Below are 24,947 nucleotides of genomic sequence, written 5' to 3' on the forward strand. Positions count from 1 at the left end.
ACGTCTGCTCGACCGCCGGTGATGGGAAAGGCGAGCGTTAGCGCCGCGCGGGTTTCATCGAGCTAGGACGGTCTTCTAAGTCTGGAAGGATTGCATCTCGCGCGCGAGATGCTGGCCGAGTTTTTCGACCGACAGCGGCAGGCGGCGGTGGGCCCGCACCATCAAATGCGCGCTCGCCTCGCTCAGCAGCGGATCGGAGAGGTCGATCGCCTGCATGGACCCGCGCGCGATTTCCACGGTTACGGACGTACGCGGCAGGAAGGTGACGCCGAGGCTTGCTGCAACGAAGCGGCGGAGCACCTCGATCGAATGGGTTTCGAGCAACGGCGCCAGCGCCAGCCCCGCATCGGCCGCCACCCGCGCCACCAGTTGTGTCACGCCATTGCCCTTGCCGAGCAGCGCGCACGGGAAGGCGAGGCAATCGGCAAGTTTCAGGTCGCTGCGCTCGGACAGGGGATGGCCCGCCGGCACGATGACGCAGAGCGGCTGGCGCGCAATCGCCAGCGCCCGGATGCGCGGTTCGGTCAGGGGATTGTAGGCGATGCCGATGTCGGCGTCGCTGTTGGCGATGGCGTCGACGACGTCTTCGGTGCTGCCGAGTTCGACGATGTAGCGCACATAGGAGTGTGCCTTTGAGAACGACGAGAGCCCGTGCTCCACCAGGTCGGCCATGAAACCTTCGCCGCAGCGAATGCGGATGCGGGTCTGCTGCACGCCGCGGATCTGGTCGAGCTGCTCGGCAAGCAGCCCGTTGTCCTCGAGCACGCGTTTGCCGTGTTCGAGCACCAGTTCACCGGCGTCGGTCAGGACCGTGCCGCGGGCGGTGCGCTCGAAGAGGGACAGGCCGATGTCGCGTTCAGTGTCGGCGATCTGGCGGCTGACGACCGATGGCGCCAGCCCCATATGCTCCGCAGCGCCCCGGATCGAACCGATGCGCGCAACCGCCATAAAGATCCTGAGCGCTTTCGCGTCGAGTACGTCCATGGTGGTCATGGATGCGACGGAATCCCCTTGGGGTCAACGACCAAGCGAGGTCGCGATCAGGCGTGTCCAGAGGTTTACGCCCTGGCCGATGATCGCGTCGTTGAAATCGTAGTGCGGCGAGTGCAGGCCGGGGTTAACGCCCTCGCGTCTTGCGCCGAGCCAGAGATAGCAGCCGGGACGTTCGTCGAGCATGAAGGCGAAGTCCTCGGCCGCCATGCTTGGTGGCGCGTCGATGACCGTCAAGGCCGGGTCTGCCGCGGCGACCGAGCGTGCGAGCGCGGCGGCTGCGGGATCGTTGATCGTCGCCGGATAGCGGCGCTGATAATCGAGCTCGGCCGTGCAGCCGAGCCCTTCGGCAAGGGCCGAAACGAGCGTGCGCATCCGGTTTTCGAGCGTGTCACCGACCGCCTTGTCGAACCAGCGCGTGGTGCCGCGGATCACGGCTTTTTCCGGGATCACGTTCCAGGCGTCGCCGCCGTGGATCTGCGTGACCGAGACGACGGCCGCTTCGAGTGGCGAGACGTTACGGCTGGCAATCGTCTGCAAGGCCGTGACGATCTGGGCGCTAGCGACGAGCGGGTCAGCACCCTCATGCGGCATCGCCCCATGGGCGCCGCGACCGGTGATGGTGATTTCGAAGACCCCGAAGGCGGCCATCATCGCGTCGTCGCGGGCCACCACCGTGCCGACGTCGAGCGCCGGCCAGTTGTGCAGCGCATAGACGGCATCGGCCGGGAAATCACGGAAGAGGCCATCGGCGACCATGACGCGGGCGCCGCCCTCGGCCTCTTCGGCCGGCTGGAAGATGAAATGCACGGTGCCGTCGAAGTCCATCTCGCTCGCCTGCCGGGCGGCGGCCAGCAGCATGGCGACGTGGCCGTCGTGGCCGCAGGCGTGCATCTTGCCCGTCGTCTTCGAGGCGTAGGCAGCGCCGCTCGTCTCGATGATCGGCAGCGCGTCCATGTCGGCGCGAATGGCGATCGATCGGTTCGATGTGCCACGCCTGAGCGCGCCGACAAGCCCGGTGCCGCCATAACCGTCCTTCACGGCAATGCCCCATTCGGCAAGCCGGCCGGCGATGAAGGCCGCGGTCTGGCGTTCCTCGAAGGCAAGCTCGGGATGGGCATGCAGGTGATGACGCCAGCGGATCGTTTCCTCGATGCGCTCGGGGCTGATGTCGTGGCGTGTCATGGCGTGCGTCCTGTCGTTTGAGGGGATGGCCGGCCGCAGAGCGGCCGACCTGTTTCTCTTACACAATTCCGGACGGAAAACCGCTTCCTGGAATTGCGTGCCGCGTTACTGGCCGAGGCGCAGGAAGAGATCGGCGACGACGACCGAGCCCATATAGGTGCCAACCATCACGCAGATCGCGACGATGACGATCTTCCAGCCCGAGCGGCGGGCGATCGCGAACTCGTTCGCCGTCAAGGCAAGGCCGCCATAGGCAAGCGCAGGGGTCGCCAATGCGAGGAAGTTGAGGTGCTCGACCTGTTCGCTGACCCAGGCTGCGCCCGGTACGCCCGGGATGGTGATGAGGATCGCGATCAGCGAAACCCAGGCGACGCTTGGCAGGTAGAAGGGCACGAAGCGGGCGAGCGCCAGGCCGACGATGCAGGCGGCATATAGCGTCGCCATGCCCGGCAGCGCGGTGAGCGGCGACGTTCCGGTGCCGACCCAGTTGGCGACAAGGCCGATGGCGCAGGCGATGATCAGCAGGCCGGCATGGCCGATGACGTCGAGCTTGCGTTCGTCCTCGGGGTTAAGCGGGAGATCGTCGGCGTAGTTGGCGGAGGTGTTCTGGTTGGTCATGGTTCTCTCTCCCGATCAGGCTGCGGTGCGACGCTCGGACGGGCGCGCCTTGTTGTAGAGCCACTCCGTCAACGGCAGCGCCACGAACATGCCGACATAGAGGCCGGTGGCATAGGTCAGGATGTTGCTGGCGGCGGCGAGCGCGAGAATGATGTCCTTCTGGTCCGGCACCGCCGCGACGAGGCCGCCGGTGCAGGCCGCCAGCATCGAGCCGGAGCCGACGCCGCAGGACATGGCGAGCGCACGCACGTCGAAGATGCCGAGGCCGTGGACGATCGGCGGCATGATGGCGAAGACGAAGGTGCCGATCAGCGTGCCGGTCGCATAAACGCCCATGGCGCCGGCACCTTCCGGCGAGTTGAGGCCGTATTTGTCGGCGATCAGCGCGATGTTCGGCTCGCGGTCGATCGAATAGGTGGCTCCGACGGCTTCACGACCCATCTTGAGAAGGAACACTGCGACCGGGAAGGCGACGATGATCGTGCCGAGATTGCCGAGCTCCTGCAGAACCAGCGCCGGGCCGGCCTCGATGATCTGCGAAATCTGCGGGCCGACCGTCGTTCCGAACTTGGCGATGAACGGCATGATGGCAACGGTGATCATCGCGCCGGAAAGCTTGACCGCATCGCGCGACAGGAACTTGCCGGTCGCCTTGAAAATGGCCGGATTGAAGGCGATGCCAAGCGCGAAAGCGTAAAGGATCGGCAGGAAGATGACGGTGCCGATACCGATCGGCAGACGCTGAATGCCGATCAGCTCGGAGGCGATGACGATCGCCAGCACAAAGATATGCAGATAGAGCGCGCCCGAGGCGGCTCCGGTTTTCCCGGTCATGATGTTCTCCTCTGGTTGGGAGCCAGTTGTTGTTCTTTGCCCAGCGTTCAGAGTAGGCGGTGAGGGCAAATTGCGGCTAGCCGGCCGGCAAGCAACGAAGTGTTGCGATTTGAGCAACGGGCGGGCCGCTGTTCTGGCGGCCATCGGGATCAATCCCGCAGCGCCTTCATGTCATGGCGTCATTCCTGCAGTTCATTCCAGTTGGCGCAACGACGAATCGTCACCGCCTCTGCCCTTGCTGTCGCACAGCGGGGAGGGGGAACCAAGCACTATTGGCTTCTCTCGGTGAGACACTTGCCGAAGTCTATTCTGCCCGCGCCCGACGCTTTCCATTATCTCCTTGATCCTCCCGGCGGCGGAAAACGAAACCGCACAAAATTCCCTGAAAATGCCCATTGAAATCGATTACATTTTCTGGCTTCATGGTTTTCGCAAGATTTGGGAGGATCTGATGAAGAAATTTATCGCCGCAGCGCTTGGCGCTGTCGCAACCATTGCCATTTCCGCTTCTTTCGCCAAGGCCGAGACCTTCAAGATCGGCCTGTCCAACGGCTGGGTCGGCAGCGAATGGCGCACGCAGATGATCGACGAGGCCAAGGAGGCCGCGGCGAAGTGGAAAGAGAAGGGCGTCGACGTCGAAGTCTCCGTCCAGAGCGCCAATGTCGACGTGCCCGGGCAGATCGCGCATGTGCGCAACTTCATCGCCGAGGGCGTGAATGCCATCATCATCAACCCCAACAGCCCGACGGCCTTCGATCCGATCTTCGCCCAGGCGAAGGAAGCCGGCATCCTGGTGATCGCGACGGACGCTGAGGTTTCCTCGCCGGATGCGACCTATGTCGGCATCGACCAGACGGCCTGGGGCGCCGCCGGCGCCAAGTGGCTGGCTGACACGCTCGGCGGCAAGGGCAAGGTGGTCGCCATCAACGGCGTCGCCGGCCATCCGGCCAACGAAATGCGCGTTGCCGGCTACAAGAGCGTCTTCAAGGATTATCCAGACCTGCAGGTGGTCAACGAGGTCAACGCCAACTGGGATCAGGCCCAGGGCCAGCAAGCGATGCAGAACATTCTTGCGACCTATCCTGATATCAACGGCGTCGTCGTGCAGGACGGCATGGCGGCTGGCGCCTGGAAGTCGATCATGGATGCGGGCAAGACCAGCCAGATCGCCGCAACCGGCGAAATCCGCAAGGATTTCATCGATCTCTGGGTCAAGGACAAGCTGAATTCCGGCGCGACCGTCAACCCGCCGGGCGTCATGGCAAGCGCGCTCAACGTCGCGGTGCTGATGCTGCAGGGCAAGGAACTGAAGGAGCCGGCAACGGCTGGCCAGTACAAGAACGCCATGTATCTGCCGATCCCGTTCATCGACAGCAAGAACCTCGGCGACGCCGCCAAGCAGCTCGACGGCAAGCCGGGCTACTACTCCTACACCAACGCGCTTTCGATCGACGACGCCACGGCGTTGTTCAAGTAAGTTCGGGTTTCGCCGGGCGACTCTTGTCTTGAGCCGCCCGGCGACCGATGCCGCCGATGGCCACCGACCAAGGCCGATCGGGCGTGAAAGATTGCTGCAGTGGAGCCGGTGCCGAGCGCGAGCATCCCTGAAGATGCGGCAAGCAACCAAATGGACGACAGCCGATGTCGAAACTGAGACTGAACGGCGTGAGCAAGGCTTACGGCGCAACGCTGGCGCTACGCCGCGGCGACCTTGAGATCGCTGCCGGCGAAGTGCATGTGCTGATGGGCTCCAACGGCTCCGGCAAGAGCACGCTGTGCAAGATCATCGCCGGCAGCGTGCGGCCGGATGGCGGCCAGATCCTGATCAACGACAAGCGCGTGACGATCTCCGGGCCGCAAGCCGCACGCGCCGCCGGCATCGGCATTTTCTACCAGGAACTCAGCCTCGCCAGCCACCGGTCGGTCGAGGAAAACATCTGCCTTTCCGCCCTGCCGGTGAAGGCCGGCCTCTTCATCGACCGGGCGGCAATGAAGGCGCGCGCGGCGCGCTACATCGCCTTGTTCTCGGAGGTCTCCGGCGAAGGTTTCCACGCGGAGGCCCTGGTCGGCAACCTTCGGGCGGACCAGCGGCAACTGGTGGAGATCATGAAGGCGCTCGCCAGCGAAGCGCCGATCCTGATCTTCGACGAGCCGACCTCCGCACTTGACCGCGCCCAGGTCGATCGCTTCTTCGAGATCCTGCGCGATCTCAAAGGCCAGGGTCGCGGCATCATCTTCATCTCGCACCGCATGGACGAAATCACCGCGATCGGCGATCGCGTGACGATCATCCGCGACGGCGAGACCATCGAGACGTTGAAACTCTCCGAGACCGACCCGGCAACGGTCATCCGGCTGATGGTCGGCGGCGCCAGCGACATGCCGGCTGCAAGGTCATCGGCACCAGCGGTGGTGGAAACTGGCGCGCAGACGGCGATCTCCGTACGTAGCCTCTCGGGCAAGGGCTTTCGCGATGTCAGCTTCGAGGTGGCAAAGGGCGAGATCCTCGGGCTCGGCGGGCTGCACGGGCAGGGGCAATCGGCGCTGCTGCGGGCCATCTTCGGCGCAAGCACCGTTTCATCCGGCGAGGTGACGATCGGCGGCGAACGCTATGATGCCAAAAGCCCGCGCGACGCCATTCGCCGTGGCTGCGCCTATGTCTCCGGCGACCGCGGTCGCGACGGCGTCATCAGCGGCCGTCCGATCATAGAGAACGTCACGCCGATCCATTATCTTCGCGACCGGCTGATGCTCGCGCGGCCCTCGAGCCTCAAAAACAAGGCGATGCCGGCGCTCGAAGCGATGCACACCAAGTTTGCGAGCCTCTTCCATCCGATCAATTCGCTTTCCGGCGGCAACCAGCAGAAAGTGATCATCGCCCGATGGCTGATCGATCGGCCCGACGTGCTGCTGCTCGACGACCCGACCAAGGGCATCGACCTCCAGGCCAAGGCCGATCTCTTTGCGCTCATTCGCCAGCTTGCGGCCGAAGGCCTCGGCATCCTGCTCTATTCGTCCGAGGACGCCGAGCTGCTCGGCAACGCCAACCGTATCCTCGTCTTCAACGGCGGCTCGGTGACGCGCGAACTGACCGGCGACGATCGCACCCGCTACAATCTCTACCAGGCTGCATACGAGGCCGCATGATGACATCGACCGCGACAGACATTTCCTCTCCCAGGAGCGGCGGCCTGCGCTCCTGGCTCGAGCGCTACCCCTTCCTGCCGGCGCTGGTCATCCTCATCGTGCTGCTGGCGCTGAACGGCCTCTTTTCGCCCAACAGCCTGAGCTACCGCTCGCTGACGGGTCTGCTCAGCACCTATATGGCGCTCATCATGCTGGCGATCGCGCAGACATATGTCGTCTCCGCCGGCGATATCGATCTTTCCGCCGGCGCGACGCTGTCGCTGGTCAATGTCGCGATCGTCGTCCTGATGGAGCGCTGGGGCGGCGGCGCCGGTGCCGTGCTGCTCGCACTTGCGCTCGGCGTCCTGATCGGACTTGCCTGCGGGCTGGTCAACGGACTGGTCGTCGCAGCACTTCGGCTGCAGGCGATCGTCGCCACCTTTGCGACCAGCATCTTCTTCACCGGGCTGGCGCTCTATGTCATGCCCGTTGCCGGTACGCCGGCGCCGGCACTGTTCTGGCGCACCTATGGCGGCCGCCTCTTGGGCCTGCCCTTCGTCTTCTACGTGCTCGCGGCGCTGGCTGTCCTGCTTTACTTCCTGTCGCGCACGCGCATCGTCACCGAACTGCTGGCCGTCGGTGACGACCAGCAGGCCGCCTATCAGACCGGGCTTCCGGTCGTCGCCGTCCGCATCAAGGGCTACCTTCTGTGCGGGCTGTTCTCGGCGCTTGCCGCTTTCTGCCTGACGGGTGATACGGCGAGCGGCGATCCGCTGGTCGGCGGCAAGATGACGCTCTACAGCGTCGCCGCCGTCGTGCTTGGCGGCAGTGCGCTTGCCGGCGGCTGGACGACGGTGGTCGGCTCTCTGCTCGGCGCCCTGACGCTCGGCCTCGTCAATTCCCTGGTCTTCTTCATGGGCACGCCGTCGGAATGGCAGAACTTCGTCCAGGGCCTCGCCATTCTGATCGTCTTGATGGCCGGCGTGCTCGCCGGTCGGAGGGCACGCGCATGAGCTCGGTTACGTCGTTCTTCAAACAGCCGCTGGTCGTGGCGCTCATCCTCATCGTCGCGCTGCTCTATCTTGGCCAAAGCCTGTCGCCGGGATTTGCCTCGGCCGATCAGATCCTGCGGCTCTTGATCGTCGCCTCGCTGCTCGGCATCGTCGCCGCCGGCCAGAACGTCGTCATTCTCGGCGGCCGCGAGGGCATCGACCTCTCCGTTGGCGGGGTCGTGTCGCTCTCGGCGATCATCGCCGGCAATGTCATGAACGGTGCCGATGGCGGCATCCTGCCGGCGGTGCTGGCTTGCCTGGCGGCCGGCGCCTTCTTCGGCCTTTTGAACGGCCTCGGCGTCACGCTTCTGCGCATCCCGCCGCTGGTGATGACACTCGGCATGCTGGGCGTGCTGCAGGGCCTGCTGGTGGTCATCCGCCAGGGCATTCCCTCGGGTCGCGCCGCGCCCGGCCTCTCCGCCTTCGTGACCCAGCCGCTGGCGCTCGGCATTCCCGGCATCATCTGGCTCTGGATCGTGATCGGCCTGTTCATGGCCTTCATGCTGAACCGCACCGTCTTCGGTCATCGGATCTACGCGATCGGCTCCAACGAGCACGCGGCCTATATGGCTGGCGTGCCGGTTCGGCTCATGCGCATCGGTCTCTTCATGATCTCGGGCATGTTCGCCGCGATCGCCGGGCTCTGCCTGCTCGGTTATTCCGGATCGTCCTTCGCCAATGTCGGCGAGCAATACATGCTGTCGTCGATCATCGCGGTCGTCTTTGGCGGCACGTCGCTTGCCGGCGGCAAGGGCGGTTACACCGGGACCATGGCCGGCGCGCTGCTGCTTGTCATCCTCCAGGGCATCCTGACGACGGTGAACATCGACGAGTCCGGCCGTCAGATGGTGTTCGGCGCGACGCTGCTGCTGCTCATGCTGTTCTACGGCCGCGGGAGGGCGATGCGCGCATGAGCGACCGGCCGAAGATCAAAGATATCGCAGAACGCGCCGGTGTCTCGGTTGCGACCGTTTCGCGGGCACTGAGCGGCTCGTCGCTGGTGACGGACGAGACACGCCAGCGCATCAACGCGCTGGCGCGCGAGCTCAACTACCGCCCGAATGTCAGCGCCCGCAACTTGCGAACGCGCCGGTCGATGTCGGTACTGCTTGTCGTGCGCGACGTCGGCAACCCCTTCTACCTCGAGATCCTGAAGGGCGTGGAGGCGACGGCGCGCGAGGCCGGTTACGCCGTCCTCATGGGCAACACCGAGAACGACCCGGACCGCGAGGTCGAGTATTTCAACATGCTGCGCGACGGCCATGCCGACGGCATGATCCTGATGACCGGCAAGCTGCCGCCGCCTGAGCCGGGCGAAAGCGCCGATCTCTCGCATCTGCCTGTCGTTATCGCGCTCGAAATGATCGAGGGGTCCGGCTTCCCGCATGTGCAGATCGACAACGTCGCCGCCGCTGAGGCTGCGGTCGACCATCTGATCGCGCTCGGCCATCGCCGCATCGCCCATATCGCTGGTCCCCTGCCGGAGGTCATGGCGCTCCACCGCCGCGACGGCTATAGGGCCGCCATGAAAGCGGCCGGCCTTGCGGTCCCCGAGGGGTACGAGGTGCGCGGCGACTACCTGCTCGAAAGCGGCGAGGCCTGCGCCTCGGACCTTTTCGCCCTGCCGGAGCCGCCGACCGCGATTTTCGCCGCCAACGACGAGATGGCGTACGGCGCAATCCATGCGCTACGGCGGCTTGGCCGCGACGTGCCCGGAGACGTCTCGGTCGTCGGCTTCGACGATCTCTATCTCAGCAAGGCCTTCTATCCGCCGCTGACGACCGTCAGCCAGCCGCGCGCCGACATCGGCCGTACGGCGATGTCCCAGCTTCTCAACGTCCTCTCGGATGGCGACGTCGCCGCAGAGCCGGCCATCGTCCTGCCGACCACGCTCAACATCCGTGGCAGCACCGCGCCGCCACGTAAATAGCCGGAGGTGGGACGAGGAAAGCCGCGTGCGGTTTTCCGCCCGCACCCCGCCGTTACCAAAATCGATCAATGGGAGAAGAGAATGACACAGCTACCGAAGCAGACGCTGCGCGTGGGTTTCGTCGGATCGGGCTTCATCGCCCATTTCCATCTGAAATCGATGATCGGCGTGCGTAATGTCGAGGTCACCGGCGTCTTCAGCCGCAAGGCCGAGAACCGCGAGAAATTTGCAAATGAGGTGGAGGCGCTTGGTCTCGGCAGCTGCCGCACGCATGAAAGCCTGGAAGCGCTGCTGACCGCCGATGACGTCGACGCGGTCTGGATCCTTTCGCCCAACTACACCCGCATCGACGTCATGCGTTCGCTGCACAAGGCCGTCAAGGACGGCCGCAGCAAGGTCTTCGCCGTTGCCTGCGAAAAGCCGCTTGCCCGCACGGTTGCCGAAGCCCGCGAGATGCTGTCGCTGGCCGAGGATGCCGGCCTCAACCACGGTTATCTGGAAAACCAGGTTTTCTGCACGCCGGTGCTGCGTGGCAAGGAAATCATCTGGCGGCGCGCGGCGTCGACCACCGGGCGCCCCTATCTGGCGCGCGCGGCCGAGGAACATTCCGGCCCGCACGAACCCTGGTTCTGGCAGGGCGACAAGCAGGGCGGCGGCGTGCTTTCGGACATGATGTGCCACAGCGTCGAGGTCGCGCGCTACCTGCTGACGGCCCCCGGTGCGCCGCGCAATTCGCTGAAGATCAAGGCGGTAAACGGCACCGTCGCCAACCTCAAATGGACGCGTCCCCACTATGCCGAACAACTGCGCAATCGCTTCGGCAACGAGGTCGATTATCGCAACCGGCCGTCCGAGGATTTTGCCCGCGCCACGGTGACGCTCGAAGACCAGGACGGCAACGAGCTGATGATCGAGGCGACCACCTCCTGGGCCTATGTCGGCGCCGGCTTGCGCATCCAGCTCGAATTGCTCGGACCGGAATATGCGCTCGAATACAATTCGCTCTCTACCGGCCTGAAGATCTTCATGTCGCGCGAGGTCAAGGGCTCGGAGGGCGAGGATCTTGTCGAAAAGCAGAATGCCGAGCAGGGCCTGATGCCGGTGCTCGAGGACGAGGCCGGCGTCTACGGCTATACCGACGAAAACCGCCACATGGTCGAGTGCTTCCGCAAGGGCGAAAAGCCGCTCGAAACCTTCGAGGACGGCCTTGCTGTCGTCGAGATGCTGATGGGGCTTTACCGGTCGGCAGAAATCAACGCGACGCTCAACTTCCCGGCGCCGGAGCTCGAACATTACGTGCCGGTCGTCGCGCGCCGGGGTGCCTGACGACTGAAGTTCAGGCCCGCGCGGTCGAGGCCGTGAGGCCGAGATTGCAGAGCAATTGGGCGGCGGAGGCAATGACCGTCTTCGCCGGCCCGCCCGCAACGAGGGGGGGCGGCTTAGACGCCTGCGCGTAGAGCCCCCCAATAATTATACGCTTTCCTCCATGATCCCGGTTGACGGGGATCAATGTCGCCGGGTGCGCAGTTGCCTAGGCTGACTCAGTTCTTAGGTCCGGTCGCGAGGAGGAAACGCGATGACATACAAGACAATTCTCGCCGTGGTCGGCGTCGATCATTCCGCAGACGATCTGCGTGCCGCGGCACAGGTCTGCGTTTCGGCAAACGCTCACCTCTCCCTGTTGATCGTCAAGCTCGCCGCTTCTCCGCCGATCGGCGATTTTGCCGCCGCCATCTCGATTGACTGGCTGAACGAACGTCAGCGCGAGGTCGACAAGCTCGAATCCTGCGTGGCAAGCGCAACCGACGTTCTCACCCGGGAAGGCATCTCGTTCAGCGTCGAAACGAAATACACCGAGGCTGCCTGGGCCGATGACGAGATCGGCGAGCGCGCACGCTATGCCGACCTGACGCTCGTCGGCGACGGCCTGATGCTGGACCCGGAGCTGCGGTCGCGCACCATCGACGGGACGCTGTTCAACTCCGCGCGACCGGTCCTCGTCCTGCCCAAGGGCAAGCCCGCGCGGCTTGATCCGAAGACGGTGGTGCTTGCCTGGAACTCCCGGCTGGAAGCGGCCCGTGCGGTGCGCGAAGCGCTCGACCTGCTGAAGGGCGCCAAGATCGTCCACGTGACGATGGTCGACCCGCGTTCCGCCTACGGCAAGAACGGCGAGGAACCCGGTGCCGATATCGCTGGCTACCTTGCCCGGCACGGCGTTTCGGTTTCCGTCGAGCGGCTGCCGAGCGGCGGGCATCGGGTCGATGACGTGATCAATAGGTTCGCTTCCGACGTGGCCGCCGATCTGATCGTCATGGGCGCCTATGGCCACTCCAGAATGCGCGAACGCGTCTTTGGCGGCGTCACCCGGTCGATGCTCGAAAACGCAGTGGTTCCCGTGCTGATGGCCCATTGACCGGCAGGGCCGAGCGCGCAGCCATCTGACTGCGCGCCGACGGTCATCAACCCATAGTGGCTGCCCGCCCGGTTACCTCATCGATCTCGATTTCGAAGAAGAGATGCGGCGAGGCGCCGGTAATTGCCTGATCGCCAGGCTTCAGACCGCCCGGTTCCCACCAGTTCACGCGCTGTTCGAGAAGCGACCAGGCGTTCATGCGCTCGCGATGCCATTGTTTCGTATCCGGCAGTTCCTGATAGCGGCCGTAGATGACGACGCTTCGCCAGTGCTTCCGGTCCGTTGCCGTGTCTAACTGAATGCAGACGCGGGGATTGGACCGCATCCAGTCGATCTTCTGCCCGGGCATCGAAAAGCCGTAGAGCCTGTTGGCGGCAAAAGCATATTGGATGGGCACGACATAGGGCTGGCCATCCCGGACGCACCCGAGGCGGGCGATGTGGTTCTCGGCGACGAGGTCGATGCATTCCTGCCGCGACATTTCCCTGATCAACATGAAACTCTCCTTTTGAAAGAGGTCATCTGGGCACCAGTTTCTGCCTGCCAGACGAACCGGCATTGATTTCGCTCAAGTCGGGCCATCGGAAGCGAAGTCGGAAAATCTTCAGGCGCGGGGGAATAAACTCCCCGACGTCGCGTTTGCCCTCCCACGAAATCAGCCTGATGGCTTCGTGCGGCGCGGTTGCCGCTTGCGAGCGTCGGCCAGCAAAAAGGGAGCGTAGCTATGACCATCAGCCCGGTGATCGCTTCGGAAAAAGACCTCGTCACCCTGAACGCGGCGGTAGCCGAACGCGTTGACGGCCATATGCCGGTGAGCCAGGTGCGCCTGCTCGTCGGCGCAATGCTTGTCGCCTTTGCCGCCGTCCTCATCTTTCTCGCGGCCGACGGCCTGGCGCTGCCGATGCGCCTTTCGCTGATGGTGTTTGCGACAACGCTGATCTGCTGGACGATCTTCGACCTGCCGGAAACGCCGGTGGCGCTTGCTGGGGCAGCGGCTTTGGCCGTGACCGGCGCCGTCGGCGAAGAGGCGGTTTATGCCGCGCTTGGCAACGACATTGTCTGGCTGATGATGGCGGCATCGGTGATTGCAGCGGTGCTGCAGGCATCTGGTCTCGTTGAGCGGCTCGCCTTCAGGCTGCTTGCCCGTTTCCGCGACGTCAGCCGGCTGTTCTGGGTGGTGACGCTGACGATCTTCGTGACCGCCTTCGTCATCCCCTCGACCTCGGCGCGGGCGGCTATCTTCATGCCGGTCTTCCTGGGGCTTGCCTCGACCATCGGCCGCCCTGGCGTCACCCGCGCGCTGGCCCTCCTGTTCCCGTCGGTGATCCTGCTTTCGGCGGCCGCCTCGCTGACCGGCGCTGGCGCCCATCTCGTCGCCGTCGATTTCATTCGCCGCAGCGGCGGTGAGGCGCCGGGTTTTCTCGGCTGGGCCTTGCTTGCCGCGCCCTTCGCGCTGCTGACGAGCCTCCTTGCCTGCGGCCTGATCCTGCGCTTCTTCCTCGACGATGCCGACCGTAACTCGCGCCTCGACCTGCCGGCCGCGCCTACGGAGAAACGTCCGTTTTCGGCGCGCGACAAGGCAATCCTTGCCGTGACCGCTGCGATCGTCGCAGCACTCGCGACCTCGGACCTGCACGGCATCGCGCTGCCGGTGGTGGCACTCGTCGGCGCTCTTGTCCTTGCGTCGGAAAAGATCTCCGGCATGCCGTTCCGCAAGGCGCTGAAAGGTGTCGAGTGGAACCTGCTTCTGTTCCTCGCCGGCACGCTCGTCATCGGCGAAGCGCTGCTGTCGACCGGCACGGCGACGGAACTTGCCGATCGCCTGATCGGTGCCTTCGGCCAGATCGGCAAGCCGCCGGCGTGGCTGGTCGTGCTTCTCGCCATTGCGGTCGCGACCTTTGCCCATGTCGTCCTTGCCTCGCGAACGGCTCGCGCGACGGTGCTCATTCCGGCCGTTGCGCTGCCGCTGGCGGGCTTCGGGGTCAGCCCCGCCAGCCTCATCATGGTCACAGCCATAGGTAGTGGCTTCTGCCAGACGCTGATGGTTTCGGCGAAGCCCGTAGCGCTGTTCGGAGGTATGGAGCCACCCGCTTTCAGCCCTTCCGATCTCCTGCGCTTGGCCTTGATGCTGGCCCTTCCGTTTATCGCGCTGCTTGCCCTCTTCGCGCTTTTGATCTGGCCGGCAGTCGGGTTGGCAACATGACGATAAGCATCTGATATAATGTCATTTTAGGAGCCGAAGCGTCTGTCGCTTCGGCTCTTTTCTTTTTCTTTTCGTAAAAGAAAGAATTCTGCATTTCGGCCGGAATAAACGTGGCGAGCCGCCGTTTCTCCCTTGCATCCGCATTGTCACAAAAGTGCAAGGAGATTGTCACATGTCACTTACCATTCTGGTTGCACCGTCCGGTTTCAAGGAAAGCCTGTCGGCGGAAGAAGCTGCCAACTGCATCGAGAAGGGCGTGCTGCGCGCCTGCCCGAGCGCCGAAGTCCTCAAGGTGCCCATGGTCGACGGCGGCGAAGGTTTCACCAAGGCGCTCGTCGCTATCACCGGCGGCAGCCTGCACGAACTGACCGTGACCGGCCCGCTCGGCGAACCCGTCGCCTCGCATTTCGGTTTCCTCGGCGGGCAGTCCGAACGCACGGCCGTCATCGAAATGGCCGCGGCCGCCGGTTTGCGACTGGTCCCGCGCGATCGCCGCAACCCCTGCCTCACCACCAGCTACGGCGTCGGTGAGTTGATCCGGGCGGCCCTCGACGCCGGTGCCCGCCGTATCCTGCTTGGCTGCGGCGACAGCGGCATCAACGATGGCGGCGCCGGCATGGCCGCAGCCTTGGGCGTGAAGCTGCTCGACCGGAAGGGCAAACCGCTTGCGCCCGGCGGTGCGGCGCTGGCGTCGCTGGCGCGCATCGACATTTCGGGCCGCGATCCGCGCCTCGCCGAGGTTCGCATCGATGCGGCCGTCAACTGGCACAATGTGCTGCTCGGCGAGCGCGGCGTCGCCCGCGTCTTCGGACCGCAGAAGGGCGCGACGCCGGAACAGGTGGAACTGCTCGCGGCCGCGATGGAGACCTATGCCGCAGCCATCGAGACGGCAACCGGCATCGCGGTCGGCGACGCACCGGGCGCGGGCGCGTCCGGTGGTCTCGGGGCGGCGGTCATGGGGCTGCTCGGCGGCGCGCTGCATCCGCGCTACGACATCGTGATGCGCTATCTCGATCTCGACAGCATGATCGCCAGGGCCGATCTGGTGATCACCGCCGAAGGCAGCCTCGACGGGCAGACGCCGTTCGGCAAGGTGCCGGCCGAGGTCGGGCACAGGGCGAAGGAGGCGGGCCGTCCCGTGATCGCGCTCGCCGGTACGATCGGCAAGGGCGTGACCCTCAATTTCGAGCACGGCATCGACGCCTTCGCCTCGATCCTGAAGGCGCCCTGCACCCTCGACGATGCCATCAACGCCGCACCGAAACTGCTCGTGCGCGCCGCGGAAGACGCCGTGCGCATGGTGCGCGTCGGCATGCTGCTCAACGAACGCGGACTGGCTGCCTGATTGACGCATCTACCGGTCTGGCGGGATGGTGGCGTTACCGCCTCCCGCCGGAGCCGCGCGGCGGCTACCGTCATGCAATCGCCAAGGTTGTCTTCTCAGTCTTCGTAAACGCAGGACGGATCACGAGGGCCAAACGTAAAATGTCAAATGGATGGGAGGAGTCGGCGGCTGCCTGGATTTCCGGGCTGGGCGCCGAGGGGGATTTTGCGCGGCGCTTCGTCCTCGATGCGCCCATGCTCGAAAGGGCGCGGCAAAGCGGGGCAAGGGCTGTCCTCGATGTCGGGTGCGGCGAGGGGCGGTTCTGCCGGCTGCTTTCGGCGGAGGGGCTGAGCACCGTCGGCATCGATCCCGCCGGGTCGCTCGTTAGTCAGGCGAGGCGTCTGCATCCGGATGGTGACTATCGCATCGCACAGGCCGAAGGACTGCCTTTCGCGGAGAAGACTTTCGATCTGGTCGTTGCCTATCTCAGCCTCATCGACATCGCCGATCTGGATGCGGCGGTTGGCGAGATGAACCGGGTTCTCCGCCCGGGCGGTCATCTGCTGATCGCGAACCTGACCAGCTTTTACAGCGCCAGCAACCCGACCGGCTGGCGCGATGGCGGCGATGGCAAGCGCAGTTTCATGATCGACCACTACATGGATGAACGGTCCGATTGGATCGGCTGGGGCGATCTTCGGGTCATGAACTGGCACCGGCCGCTCAGCACCTACATGTCGCTGTTACTGGGAGCGGGCCTGCAGTTGCGCTATTTCGACGAACCACTGCCGCGTGGCGGCGAACCGGAACAAAGGGACCTCTTTAGAAGGGTCCCCTCGTTCCTGGTCATGGATTGGCAAAAGCCGTAGTTCAGTGCCGCCCGCTCGACGCTGCTACGAGCGGCAGAGCTCGCGGGCATTGAGAACGCCCCAGCCGAACACGGGATCCTTGCCCGGCGCGCCGAGGTCCTGCGCCGTCTCCGTGACGAGTTTTGCAACTTCCTGGGCCGACAGCGACGGATGCGAGGCCCTGAGAATGGCGGAGGCAGCCGTGACGAAGGGGGCGGCAAAGGATGTGCCGGTCTTGGGCGCTGCCCCCTCGATCGACGCAGCCGTCCAGACACTCGTGCCGAGTGCTGCGACATCGATATGGTCGCCGCGCCCGGCGCGGCGATAGGGCTTGAAGTTGCGGTCGACGGCGGTGACCGCGATCATCGCCGGATAGGCGGCAGGATAGACGGGTTTAGCCCGCGGGCCGTCATTACCTGCCGCCGCCACCTGGATGATGTTTCGCTCGGCTACGAGCGCGACGGTCTTTTCGAGCAGCAGATTGTGTGGCCCGGAGAGGCTCATATTGATGACCGTGACCTTGCGCGAGGCCAGCAGATCGATGGCGCGTACCAGATCGTAGGTCTCGGCGATATCCGTCTCGCCGCCCTTACGCTGGAAGGCGTCGACGGCGATCAGGTGGGCATTGCCGAGCAGGCCCGGCGCGCGACTGTCCTTCCGCCCGGCAATGAGAGCTGCGACCGCAGTCCCGTGCTGGCGGCCGGATTCCGGCGCCTCTTCCTCCGCCAGCCTGACGATGTCGAGCCTGACGTCTTTCAGTGAGGGATGGGCGGGGTTGATCGCCGTGTCGATCAGCCCGATCGGGCCGGCAGCCGGGCACGCGGCGCCGGCGTCGGGCCAGCCGATGGCGGTGCGAACGAGCGCGCAACCGCCGTCGGCACAGGGAGCCGGTGAGGCGGTGCCTTCGTTCGGCTCGAAATAGTGGTTGAGATCGGCGATTGCTCCGGGCGTCGCATCCGCGACCTGCCGGCGGGCATCCTCGAGCGTCATGCCGCGGGGGGCGCCGAACTTGACGATCTCTGTCGTCGAAAGCCCGAGCGGCTCTCGTGCACGCACTGTGAAGCCGCTTTCCGCAAGGCGCTGGATAGCGGCATCGTTGAGACCGAGCGCGATGATTTCACCGGGAACATGGGTTGCCCGGCGCGCTGCCGGACGCTGGCGCACGACGCGGCGCTCCGACGTTCCGCGGAAGAGATCGAGCAGATTGCCGCCTCCCCGCCAGGTGTTGCTTGAGTCGCGATCGCCTGAGCCGCGGGACGAACCGCCACCGCCACCATCGTCATCGTCGTCGTCCGCCTGGGCCTGACTGATTGAGGCAAAGCGAACGGTTGAATTGCCATCGTTACTACCGCCAAAGGAGAGATCCCCAGCACCGGTTGCCAGGCCGCACAACGACAGGACGGTCAGTCGAAACAGGCGTTTTTTCAAGGTTTTCTCCTTGTGTAGCGGCATCCGAAAACGAAAGCTTACCGTGAACGGACGGACCATAAGTGGTGACTTTCGGGTGTAGTTCCCATAACGCTCAACGGATGAATGGACAAATTATTCCACCGGTGACGAAGGGTAGCGCCAAAAGGAACGCCCGATGACGGATCCGACCATCGTCTTCGGCGAGCGCCTGGTCGCGTTTCTGCCGAACCTGCGCCGCTTTGCCATTTCGCTTTGCCGGTCGCGCGACGTGGCCGACGATCTGGTGCAGGCGGCCTGCGAAAAGGCGCTTGCTGGTTCGGACCGCTTCGAGGAAGGCACGCGCTTTGACGCCTGGATGTTCCGCATCCTGCGCAACCTCTGGATCGACCAGCTGCGCCGGCAGAAGACCGCCGGCCCGACGGAGGAGATCGAGGCGCAGGCCGAACTCGCCGTTCCTTCGGGCGAGGCCGGGAGCGAGGCGCGCATGGCGCTGAAGAGCGTGGCGGCTGCGATCGACGGCCTGGTGCTCGAACAGCGCGAGGTACTGATCCTCACCTGCGTCGAGGAGCTTTCCTACAAGGAGGCAGCCGAAGTTCTCGGCATTCCGATCGGAACCGTCATGAGCAGGCTTGCCCGGGCGCGTAAAAATCTTGCGGAGGCAACGGGAATAGAACCGCCGGTCGCGCGTTCACAGGACATGAGAGGCGGGACAAGATGAGCGACACGGAATTCAGCGATGAAATCTTGATGGCGTTCGCCGACGGCGAACTCGACGAAGAGACGATGCGCCGTGTCGAGGCGGCGCTGGAAACGGACGACGAATTGATGGCGCGCGTAGCGATGTTCATGGAAACACGCGCCGCCGCAAGCGAGGCGCTGAAGCCGGTGCTCGACGAGCCGGTGCCGGACGAACTGGTCGCTAAGGTGCGGGCCATGGCGGCGGCCGCAGGCGACGCAGCGCGCGCGGCGGACGCACCGGCTGCAGCCGGCGACAATGTCGTGGCCTTCCGGCGCCCTGCGGATCAGCCGGCGTCGCCGAACGGCAGCCCCTCGCGGTTTCTGATGGCGATGGCAGCGTCGCTGCTGGTGGTCGTCGGCGGCGCTGGCGGCTACCTGCTTCGCGGCGGTGGGCTGGCGGATCCAGGCGGGGTGCCGGGCGCGATGCAGGTGGCCGGCACCGTCGACCCGGCGCTCTCCGCCATCCTCGACAAGGCGGCTTCGGGAGACGAAGTCGCCCTTGGTGAAGGGCAGGGGACGGTCCGGCTGGTATCGGCCTTCGAGCTCGGCTCGGGGCAGCTCTGCCGCGAATACGAACTCGCCCAGCCCGGTGAGCCCGGTCTGGTGTCGGTCGCCTGCCGCAAGGCGTCGACCTGGCAGACGCGGCTCGCCGTGGCCAGACCGGAAGGCGGAGACGGCTATGCGCCCGCCTCTTCGCTTGAGACCGTCGATGTTTTTCTGACGTCGATCGGCGCCGGGCAGCCGCTCGACGCGGACGCCGAGAAGAAGGCGCTCGGGGGCTCGAAGTAGGCGGAGAATTCCGCCGTCGGGCAATCGCTGCGCGCTTCCGGCTTTATCCTAGAGCGGAACCGAAAGCCCGACCTTCACCGGATCCATCGTCACGAAGGTGCGGAAGCGCTTGATGTTCGCATTGCCGAAGAACATGCGCCGGGTGAAGGCCTCGTAGTCGGCCATGGTCGGCACGATGACGACGAGCATGAAGTCGACGTCGCCGGTGACATAGTAGCATTGCTGCACCTCGGGTGCCGCCGTGAATGCCGCCTTGGCCGCATCGAGCAGGGCGATCTGCTCGCTTTCGACCTCCACCTCCACCAGGATCGTCAGCGCCTGTTTGACGCTGACCGGGTCGATCAGCGCGACATTGGCGCGGATGACGCCGGTTTCTTCCATGCGCTTGATCCGCCGCTGGACGGCGGGCGCCGACAGATTGACCGCCTCGCCGATCTGGCGCTGCGGCGTCGTATTGTCCTTCTGCAGGATGGCGAGAATCGCAAGATCGAAGCGATCCAGCTCGACCTGTGGCTTTTTCGACGGGGCCATCCAGTGCCTTTCGGTTCCTGCTCTCCGGGCCCTGAAGGTGGAACCCCACGTCACGGCACCCCATTCGCTTTACAAACTTGCATCCGCGCCGGCTATTTAGAGCGCATTTCTCGGCAGCGATGAAATAGATTTTCGTGGTCTACGGAGATTGCACCATGTTTCTCGCCAATACCCATGCCGATTTCGGCCACTCGCTACTGCCCGCGGATGCCGACATGCTGTCGCTTGCCGCCACCGCCCGTGTCGAGCAGCAGCTTGCGCGCCGCCCCGACCATCGGCCGACGCCGCTTCATGCCTTGCCCGCATTGGCGGACGAACTCGGTATTGCGGGCGTCTTCGTCAAGGACGAAGGCCATCGCCTGGGTCTCGGCAGTTTCAAGGCGCTTGGCGGTTCCTATGCGGTGATCCGGCTGGTGGTCGAGGAGGCGGAACGGCGTCTCGGTCGCAGCATCGATCTCGACGATCTCGACCGGCCAGAGGTTCGGGCAATTGCCGCCGCCCAGACCTTCGGCTGCGCCACCGATGGCAATCACGGCCGCTCGGTTGCCATGGGCGCCCGGCTTGTCGGCGCGAAAGCGGTGATCTTCGTGCACGGAGGCGTCAGCGAAACGCGCATCGAGGCGATCGCGGCCTATGGCGCGGAGATCGTCCGCGTTGCCGGGACCTACGACGATTCCGTCCGGGAGGCCGCGCGGGTCTGTGACGAAAATGGCTGGACCGTCGTCTCGGACACCACCTGGCCGGGCTACGAATACATTCCCGGCCTGGTGATGCAGGGCTACACGGCGCTGCTGAGCGAGGCGCTGCGGCAGATGGAAGAGCCTCCGACGCATGTGTTCGTGCAGGCGGGCGTTGGCGGCATTGCGGCGGCGACCGCGGGGCATCTGGCGCTACGTTATGGCGCGGAGCGTCCACGTTTCGTCGTCGTCGATCCGGCGCGCGCCGCCTGCCTCTACGAAAGCGCCAGAGCCGGACATCCGGTCAAGGTGGCGCATGGCGAGCCGACGATCATGGCGATGCTCGAATGCTACGAGCCGTCGCTTGTCGCCTGGCGTATCCTGTCGCGCGTCGCCGATGCCTTCATGACCGTCGACGAGGAGGATGCCGTTTCGGTGATGAACCGGCTTGCGCGGCCGACAGGCTCTGACCCGGCGATCGTGTCCGGCGAAAGCGGCGGCGTCGGCCTGGCCGGGCTGCTTTCGGTTGCCCGCGATCCAGCGCTGCGGGAAACGCTCGGACTGACCGCGCAGTCGCGCGTCTTCGTCATCAATACCGAGGGTGCGACGGACCCAGAGCGTTATGCTGCCTTGGTCGGCCTGTCGCCCGAGACCGTCGCCAACACATCGAACGAAAGAGGATGACCATGGCGGGAATGGATTTTGACCGGCTTGTGAAGGACATGACCGCCTGGCGCCGCGACCTGCACGCGCACCCGGAATTCGGTTTCGAGGAACAACGCACCTCATCCTTCGTTGCGGCAAAGCTCAGGGAATTCGGGCTCGACGAGGTGGTGGAAGGTGTCGGTGGTACCGGCGTCGTCGGTCGGCTGAAACGCGGCAGCGGCAACCGCGCCATAGCGCTTCGGGCCGACATGGATGCGCTGCGGATACCGGAACAGGGAGAGCTTCCCTATCGCTCGACGAAGCCCGGCACCATGCATGCCTGCGGCCATGACGGTCACACGGCCATGCTGCTTGGCGCCGCCAAGATGCTCACCGAAGACGGCGGCTTCGATGGTACCGCATGCTTTATCTTCCAGCCGGCCGAGGAGTGGGGCAAGGGCGCGCTGGCGATGCTCGACGACGGACTGATGGAACGTTTTCCCTTCGACGAAATCTACGGCCTGCACAACATGCCGGGGCTGCCGGTCGGCCGTTTCGAAACCCGCGTCGGCGCCATCATGTCGGCGGAGGACAATTTCGAGATCGTGCTCAAAGGCGTCGGCGGGCACGCGGCGCGGCCGCACTGGGGTAACGAGACGCTGGTCGCCGCCTGCGCCACCGTCGTCAATCTGCAGACGATCGTGTCGCGCCGCCTCTCGCCGACGGATATCGGTGTCGTTTCGGTCACCGAGCTTTTGACCGACGGCACGCGCAACGCGCTGCCCGGTCTCGCCCGCATCCTCGGCGATGCCCGCAGCTTCCGCCCGGAGGTCAGCGCCAAGATCGAAGCGGAGATGCGGGTGATCGCCAAGGGTACGGCGGATGCCTATGGCTGCGAGGTCGAGGTCAACTACACGCGCGAGTTCGTGCCACTGATCAATGACCCGGCCCTGACCGGCCACGCCTTTGCCGCAGCAGAAACGGTGTTCGGGACCGGGAATGTCGCAACGGCCGCCGAGCCGATGACCGGCTCGGAGGATTTCGCACGCTTCCTTGAGCACGTTCCGGGCTGCTTCGTCTTTATCGGCAATGGCGAGACATCGGCGCCGCTGCACAATCCGCGTTACGACTTCAACGACGACGCCCTGATCTTCGGCGCGCGTTATCACGCCGAGATTATCCGGCAGAGACTGGCGTTGGCTGATAGCCGGCCATGAACCAAAATCCGCATGAAAGCAGGACTAACATGTCATTTCCTTCCATCGACGCCGCGCGCCTCATCGGGCGCATCCGCGAGCTTGGCGAAATCGGTCGCGATGCAGAAGGGCGACTGACCCGGCTGGCCGGCTCCGACAACGACAAGGCCGGCCGCAACCGCCTCGTCGCCTGGATCGAGGCGGCGGCCTCGATGTGGCCGTGGACCAGATTGGTAACATCTTCGGCATCTGGCGCAGCGAGGAGAACAGCGGCGAAGCGCCGATCATGCTCGGCTCGCACATCGATACGGTCATCAATGCCGGCATCTATGACGGATGTTACGGCGTACTTGCCGCGCTCGAAGTGATCGAGACGCTGAAGGACCGTGGCGTGACGCCGGCCCGACCGATCGTCGTTGCCGCCTTTACCAATGAGGAGGGCGTGCGTTTTGCGCCCGACATGCTCGGCTCGCTTGTCTATGCCGGCGGCCTGCCGGTGGAGACGGCGCTCGCAACCACCGGCACGGACGGCGCGGTGCTTGGGCAAGAACTCGCGCGCATCGGTTATGCCGGCAACGTTGAGCCGGGGTTCCTCAAGCCCCACGCCTATGTCGAGCTCCATATCGAGCAGGGGCCGGTGCTGCAGCGCGAGGGTTTTGCGATCGGTGCCGTCGAGAACCTGCAGGGCATTTCCTGGCAGCGCGTGACGATCGATGGCATCGCCAACCATGCCGGCACCACGCCGATGGCAATGCGTTCCGACGCCGGTCTCGCGGCCGCGCGTGTCGGCCTCTTCCTGCGCGAGCATATTGCCCGGTCGAACGCGCCGAGTGTCGCGACCATTGGTACCATGCGTTTCGAGCCCGACGCGATCAACGTCATCCCATCGCGTGCCGCCTTCACCGTCGATCTGCGCGATCCGGACGAGGATCGGCTGCAGGCGCTCGAAGCGGCGCTTACGGACTTTCTGGTGCGCATCGGCGCGGAAGAGGGGGTAACGATCTCGGTCGAGCGGCTGGCACGCTTCCAGCCGGTCGCCTTCGATCAGGGCATCGTCGCAGCGGTCGAGGCTTCGGCGAAGGCGCGAGGCCTCAAGAGCCGGCGCATGACCTCGGGCGCCGGTCATGATGCCCAGATGATCGCCCGCATCGCGCCGACGGCGATGATCTTCGTTCCGAGCCGCGACGGCATCAGCCATAATCCGCGCGAACACACGGAGCCGGATGATCTGGTCGCCGGCGCCAACGTGCTGCTCGATGTGGTCGAGCGGATGGTGAGTGGTCGCTAGAGGCTATAGGGCTATAGGGACGTTGCGCGTTCGTTGATCGAACGGGATCGATAGCGCGCCTCCCGCTGCTCCGTCATGCCAGGGCTTGGCCCAAGCATCCAGGCGCAGACGCTTCTATGTCTGCGATAAACAGCACACGGCATCCTTCGGCGCGACGAAGCAGACATCTCTTCAGGGCTCTGTTCTGGTGTGACCCGCGCTTTTGCGGGATCCCGCATCGCTCTTCTGCCGGGTGGAAGACTCTGGCCCGCTCCCCTCGGGAGGCTCTTCCGGTGTCCGGCGAAAAAGATTGAGGAAACTGCTGCCGCCGTGCCATACGCTGCCGGTTGGTCCGTAATCCCGCCCGTCGCGCGATGAGGATGAGTGGCGCTCGCTGTCTCCGCCGCTCAGGCCGCTTCCGTCGATGACGCCGCCTCCACCGCCAGCCCCGGTCCCGCCGGGCTCGCCGCCCACGCCGCTACCATCGCCGGAGCCCCAATCGCCGCCACCCTCTGTGCCGTTGCTTCCGCCGCTCCCGACGTTTTCGCTACCTTGGTCGCTGCCGCCCGCGGCACCTTCACCATTCGTGCCGCCGGCATCGGCGTCGTCCGCATGGGCAGCGGAAATCCAGGAAAGGCCCGCGGCAAAGCCCCGGTCACCGTTGAGGCGCGGCAGATCTCCGCCGAATGCTGCAAGGGCTCCTATGGACAAGGCCGTCAGTCTCAACAGGCATGTCCTCAAGTCATTCTCCTTGTGCAAACGGCGTTCTTGCGTCGTCCTGCAAGACTTTTGCGCGGTACAGTACGGCTGCTCGTCGCGAATGAATTTCGCCGACAGCGACTTTTGCGTGCGCCTTGCATATCGTTCAATCGATGTGGGGACAAGCTGTTGGGGGGACGGGCGACACGGAGCGCAAGGTGCGGGCCTCTGGCAGCGGCCACGACATGCAGATGATCGCCCGCATCGCTGAGGGATCGCGAGAGGGACAGAGGACGTTGCATGTTTGTCGATTGAACGGGGTCGTTGGCGCGCCTCCCACCCTCCGTCATGCTCGGCTCAAGCCCGAGCATGACGGAGGAGGAGAGCCTTGGCGGTCGCCGCTTCCGCTTCCGAGGCGGGAGGCGGAGTCCTGAGTGAACTGAAGGGGCCGTGACTGGCCCCTTCAACGAGT

22 protein-coding genes and 1 pseudogene are annotated in these 24,947 nt (G+C 64.9%); 15 read left to right on the top strand and 8 right to left on the bottom strand.

From position 1 onward, the window contains the following. Window positions 1-75: 75 nt before the first annotated feature. From BLU15_RS17580 to BLU15_RS17595, 4 genes are all read right to left on the bottom strand, one after another. A complete protein-coding gene (locus BLU15_RS17580) occupies window positions 76-993 on the bottom strand; it encodes a LysR family transcriptional regulator (protein WP_234798789.1) in 918 nt (305 codons plus the stop codon). Window positions 994-1,017: 24 nt separating this feature from the next. Beyond that, on the bottom strand, window positions 1,018-2,175 hold the full coding sequence (locus BLU15_RS17585; protein ID WP_090296805.1) for a M20 aminoacylase family protein: 1,158 nt from the start codon (window positions 2,173-2,175) through the stop codon (window positions 1,018-1,020). Window positions 2,176-2,280: 105 nt separating this feature from the next. After that, a complete protein-coding gene (locus tag BLU15_RS17590) occupies window positions 2,281-2,793 on the bottom strand; it encodes a hypothetical protein (RefSeq protein ID WP_034805654.1) in 513 nt (170 codons plus the stop codon). A gap of 15 nt (window positions 2,794-2,808) precedes the next feature. Next, a complete protein-coding gene (locus BLU15_RS17595) occupies window positions 2,809-3,627 on the bottom strand; it encodes a DUF3100 domain-containing protein (protein WP_034805657.1) in 819 nt (272 codons plus the stop codon). 451 nt (window positions 3,628-4,078) lie between these two features. On the opposite strand from BLU15_RS17595, the gene BLU15_RS17600 reads away from it, so the two are divergent. The 7 genes from BLU15_RS17600 to BLU15_RS17630 all read left to right on the top strand — a co-directional run bounded on the left by BLU15_RS17600 (window position 4,079) and on the right by BLU15_RS17630 (window position 12,148). Then, the gene (locus tag BLU15_RS17600) at window positions 4,079-5,104 is read left to right on the top strand and encodes an ABC transporter substrate-binding protein (RefSeq protein ID WP_090296974.1); all 1,026 of its coding nucleotides are present in this window, start codon (window positions 4,079-4,081) and stop codon (window positions 5,102-5,104) included. 164 nt (window positions 5,105-5,268) lie between these two features. Then, window positions 5,269-6,774, top strand: coding sequence for a sugar ABC transporter ATP-binding protein (locus tag BLU15_RS17605; RefSeq protein WP_060601720.1), 1,506 nt, complete (start codon window positions 5,269-5,271; stop codon window positions 6,772-6,774). Next, window positions 6,774-7,766, top strand: coding sequence for an ABC transporter permease (locus BLU15_RS17610; RefSeq protein WP_090296977.1), 993 nt, complete (start codon window positions 6,774-6,776; stop codon window positions 7,764-7,766). Before BLU15_RS17605 ends, BLU15_RS17610 begins: the two co-directional genes overlap by 1 nt. Further along, complete coding sequence (locus BLU15_RS17615; RefSeq protein WP_034805661.1) at window positions 7,763-8,719, top strand: ABC transporter permease; 957 nt, start codon at window positions 7,763-7,765, stop codon at window positions 8,717-8,719. Before BLU15_RS17610 ends, BLU15_RS17615 begins: the two co-directional genes overlap by 4 nt. After that, window positions 8,716-9,735 (top strand): LacI family DNA-binding transcriptional regulator, encoded by a 1,020-nt coding sequence (locus tag BLU15_RS17620; protein ID WP_090296808.1) that lies wholly within the window; start codon window positions 8,716-8,718, stop codon window positions 9,733-9,735. Before BLU15_RS17615 ends, BLU15_RS17620 begins: the two co-directional genes overlap by 4 nt. 81 nt (window positions 9,736-9,816) lie before the next feature. Continuing rightward, window positions 9,817-11,061 carry a Gfo/Idh/MocA family protein gene (locus BLU15_RS17625; protein WP_060521983.1) on the top strand — a complete coding sequence of 415 codons (1,245 nt, stop codon included), beginning with the start codon at window positions 9,817-9,819 and terminating at the stop codon, window positions 11,059-11,061. 250 nt (window positions 11,062-11,311) lie between these two features. Continuing rightward, complete coding sequence (locus tag BLU15_RS17630) at window positions 11,312-12,148, top strand: universal stress protein (RefSeq protein ID WP_090296811.1); 837 nt, start codon at window positions 11,312-11,314, stop codon at window positions 12,146-12,148. 46 nt (window positions 12,149-12,194) lie between these two features. On the opposite strand, the gene BLU15_RS17635 is transcribed toward BLU15_RS17630, so the two are convergent. Further along, window positions 12,195-12,644, bottom strand: a complete 450-nt coding sequence (locus BLU15_RS17635; protein WP_090296814.1) for a pyridoxamine 5'-phosphate oxidase family protein — start codon at window positions 12,642-12,644, stop codon at window positions 12,195-12,197. A gap of 228 nt (window positions 12,645-12,872) precedes the next feature. Here BLU15_RS17635 and BLU15_RS17640 point away from each other — a divergent pair, with 228 nt between their 5' ends. From BLU15_RS17640 to BLU15_RS17650, 3 genes are all read left to right on the top strand, one after another. Further along, entirely contained in the window at window positions 12,873-14,351 is a 1,479-nt protein-coding gene (locus tag BLU15_RS17640; protein WP_244546763.1) for an SLC13 family permease, read from the top strand. A 172-nt stretch (window positions 14,352-14,523) separates the two neighbouring features. Continuing rightward, window positions 14,524-15,696, top strand: coding sequence for a glycerate kinase family protein (locus BLU15_RS17645; RefSeq protein WP_090296817.1), 1,173 nt, complete (start codon window positions 14,524-14,526; stop codon window positions 15,694-15,696). A 140-nt stretch (window positions 15,697-15,836) separates the two neighbouring features. Then, window positions 15,837-16,544: a class I SAM-dependent methyltransferase gene (locus BLU15_RS17650; protein ID WP_090296819.1), complete on the top strand. Its 708-nt coding sequence runs from the start codon at window positions 15,837-15,839 to the stop codon at window positions 16,542-16,544. Between the two features lie 24 nt (window positions 16,545-16,568). On the opposite strand, the gene BLU15_RS17655 is transcribed toward BLU15_RS17650, so the two are convergent. After that, a complete protein-coding gene (locus tag BLU15_RS17655) occupies window positions 16,569-17,951 on the bottom strand; it encodes a S8 family serine peptidase (RefSeq protein WP_244546764.1) in 1,383 nt (460 codons plus the stop codon). A gap of 157 nt (window positions 17,952-18,108) precedes the next feature. Between BLU15_RS17655 and BLU15_RS17660 the strand changes: the two genes are divergently transcribed. Together BLU15_RS17660 and BLU15_RS17665 are read left to right on the top strand one after the other, a co-directional pair. Continuing rightward, on the top strand, window positions 18,109-18,651 hold the full coding sequence (locus BLU15_RS17660) for an RNA polymerase sigma factor (RefSeq protein WP_034805673.1): 543 nt from the start codon (window positions 18,109-18,111) through the stop codon (window positions 18,649-18,651). Further along, window positions 18,648-19,460, top strand: a complete 813-nt coding sequence (locus BLU15_RS17665; protein ID WP_090296825.1) for an anti-sigma factor family protein — start codon at window positions 18,648-18,650, stop codon at window positions 19,458-19,460. The genes BLU15_RS17660 and BLU15_RS17665 overlap by 4 nt, the downstream gene beginning before the upstream one ends. 48 nt (window positions 19,461-19,508) lie before the next feature. Here the strand turns inward: BLU15_RS17665 and BLU15_RS17670 are convergent, their stop codons facing one another. Further along, complete coding sequence (locus tag BLU15_RS17670; RefSeq protein WP_090296828.1) at window positions 19,509-19,991, bottom strand: Lrp/AsnC family transcriptional regulator; 483 nt, start codon at window positions 19,989-19,991, stop codon at window positions 19,509-19,511. Between the two features lie 155 nt (window positions 19,992-20,146). Between BLU15_RS17670 and BLU15_RS17675 the strand changes: the two genes are divergently transcribed. The 3 genes and pseudogenes from BLU15_RS17675 (at window position 20,147) to BLU15_RS17685 (ending at window position 23,797) form a co-directional block, all read left to right on the top strand. Continuing rightward, window positions 20,147-21,352 carry a diaminopropionate ammonia-lyase gene (locus BLU15_RS17675; protein ID WP_090296830.1) on the top strand — a complete coding sequence of 402 codons (1,206 nt, stop codon included), beginning with the start codon at window positions 20,147-20,149 and terminating at the stop codon, window positions 21,350-21,352. A 2-nt stretch (window positions 21,353-21,354) separates the two neighbouring features. Further along, window positions 21,355-22,530, top strand: coding sequence for a M20 aminoacylase family protein (locus tag BLU15_RS17680; protein WP_090296983.1), 1,176 nt, complete (start codon window positions 21,355-21,357; stop codon window positions 22,528-22,530). A 29-nt stretch (window positions 22,531-22,559) separates the two neighbouring features. Next, window positions 22,560-23,797, top strand: a pseudogene (locus BLU15_RS17685) (Zn-dependent hydrolase). Window positions 23,798-23,968: 171 nt separating this feature from the next. Here BLU15_RS17685 and BLU15_RS40640 read toward each other — a convergent pair. Next, complete coding sequence (locus BLU15_RS40640) at window positions 23,969-24,502, bottom strand: hypothetical protein (protein ID WP_090296833.1); 534 nt, start codon at window positions 24,500-24,502, stop codon at window positions 23,969-23,971. Between the last annotated feature and the right edge of the window lie 445 nt (window positions 24,503-24,947).

The sequence above is a fragment of the Ensifer sp. YR511 genome (genome assembly GCF_900103045.1).
GTDB lineage: Bacteria > Pseudomonadota > Alphaproteobacteria > Rhizobiales > Rhizobiaceae > Ensifer > Ensifer adhaerens.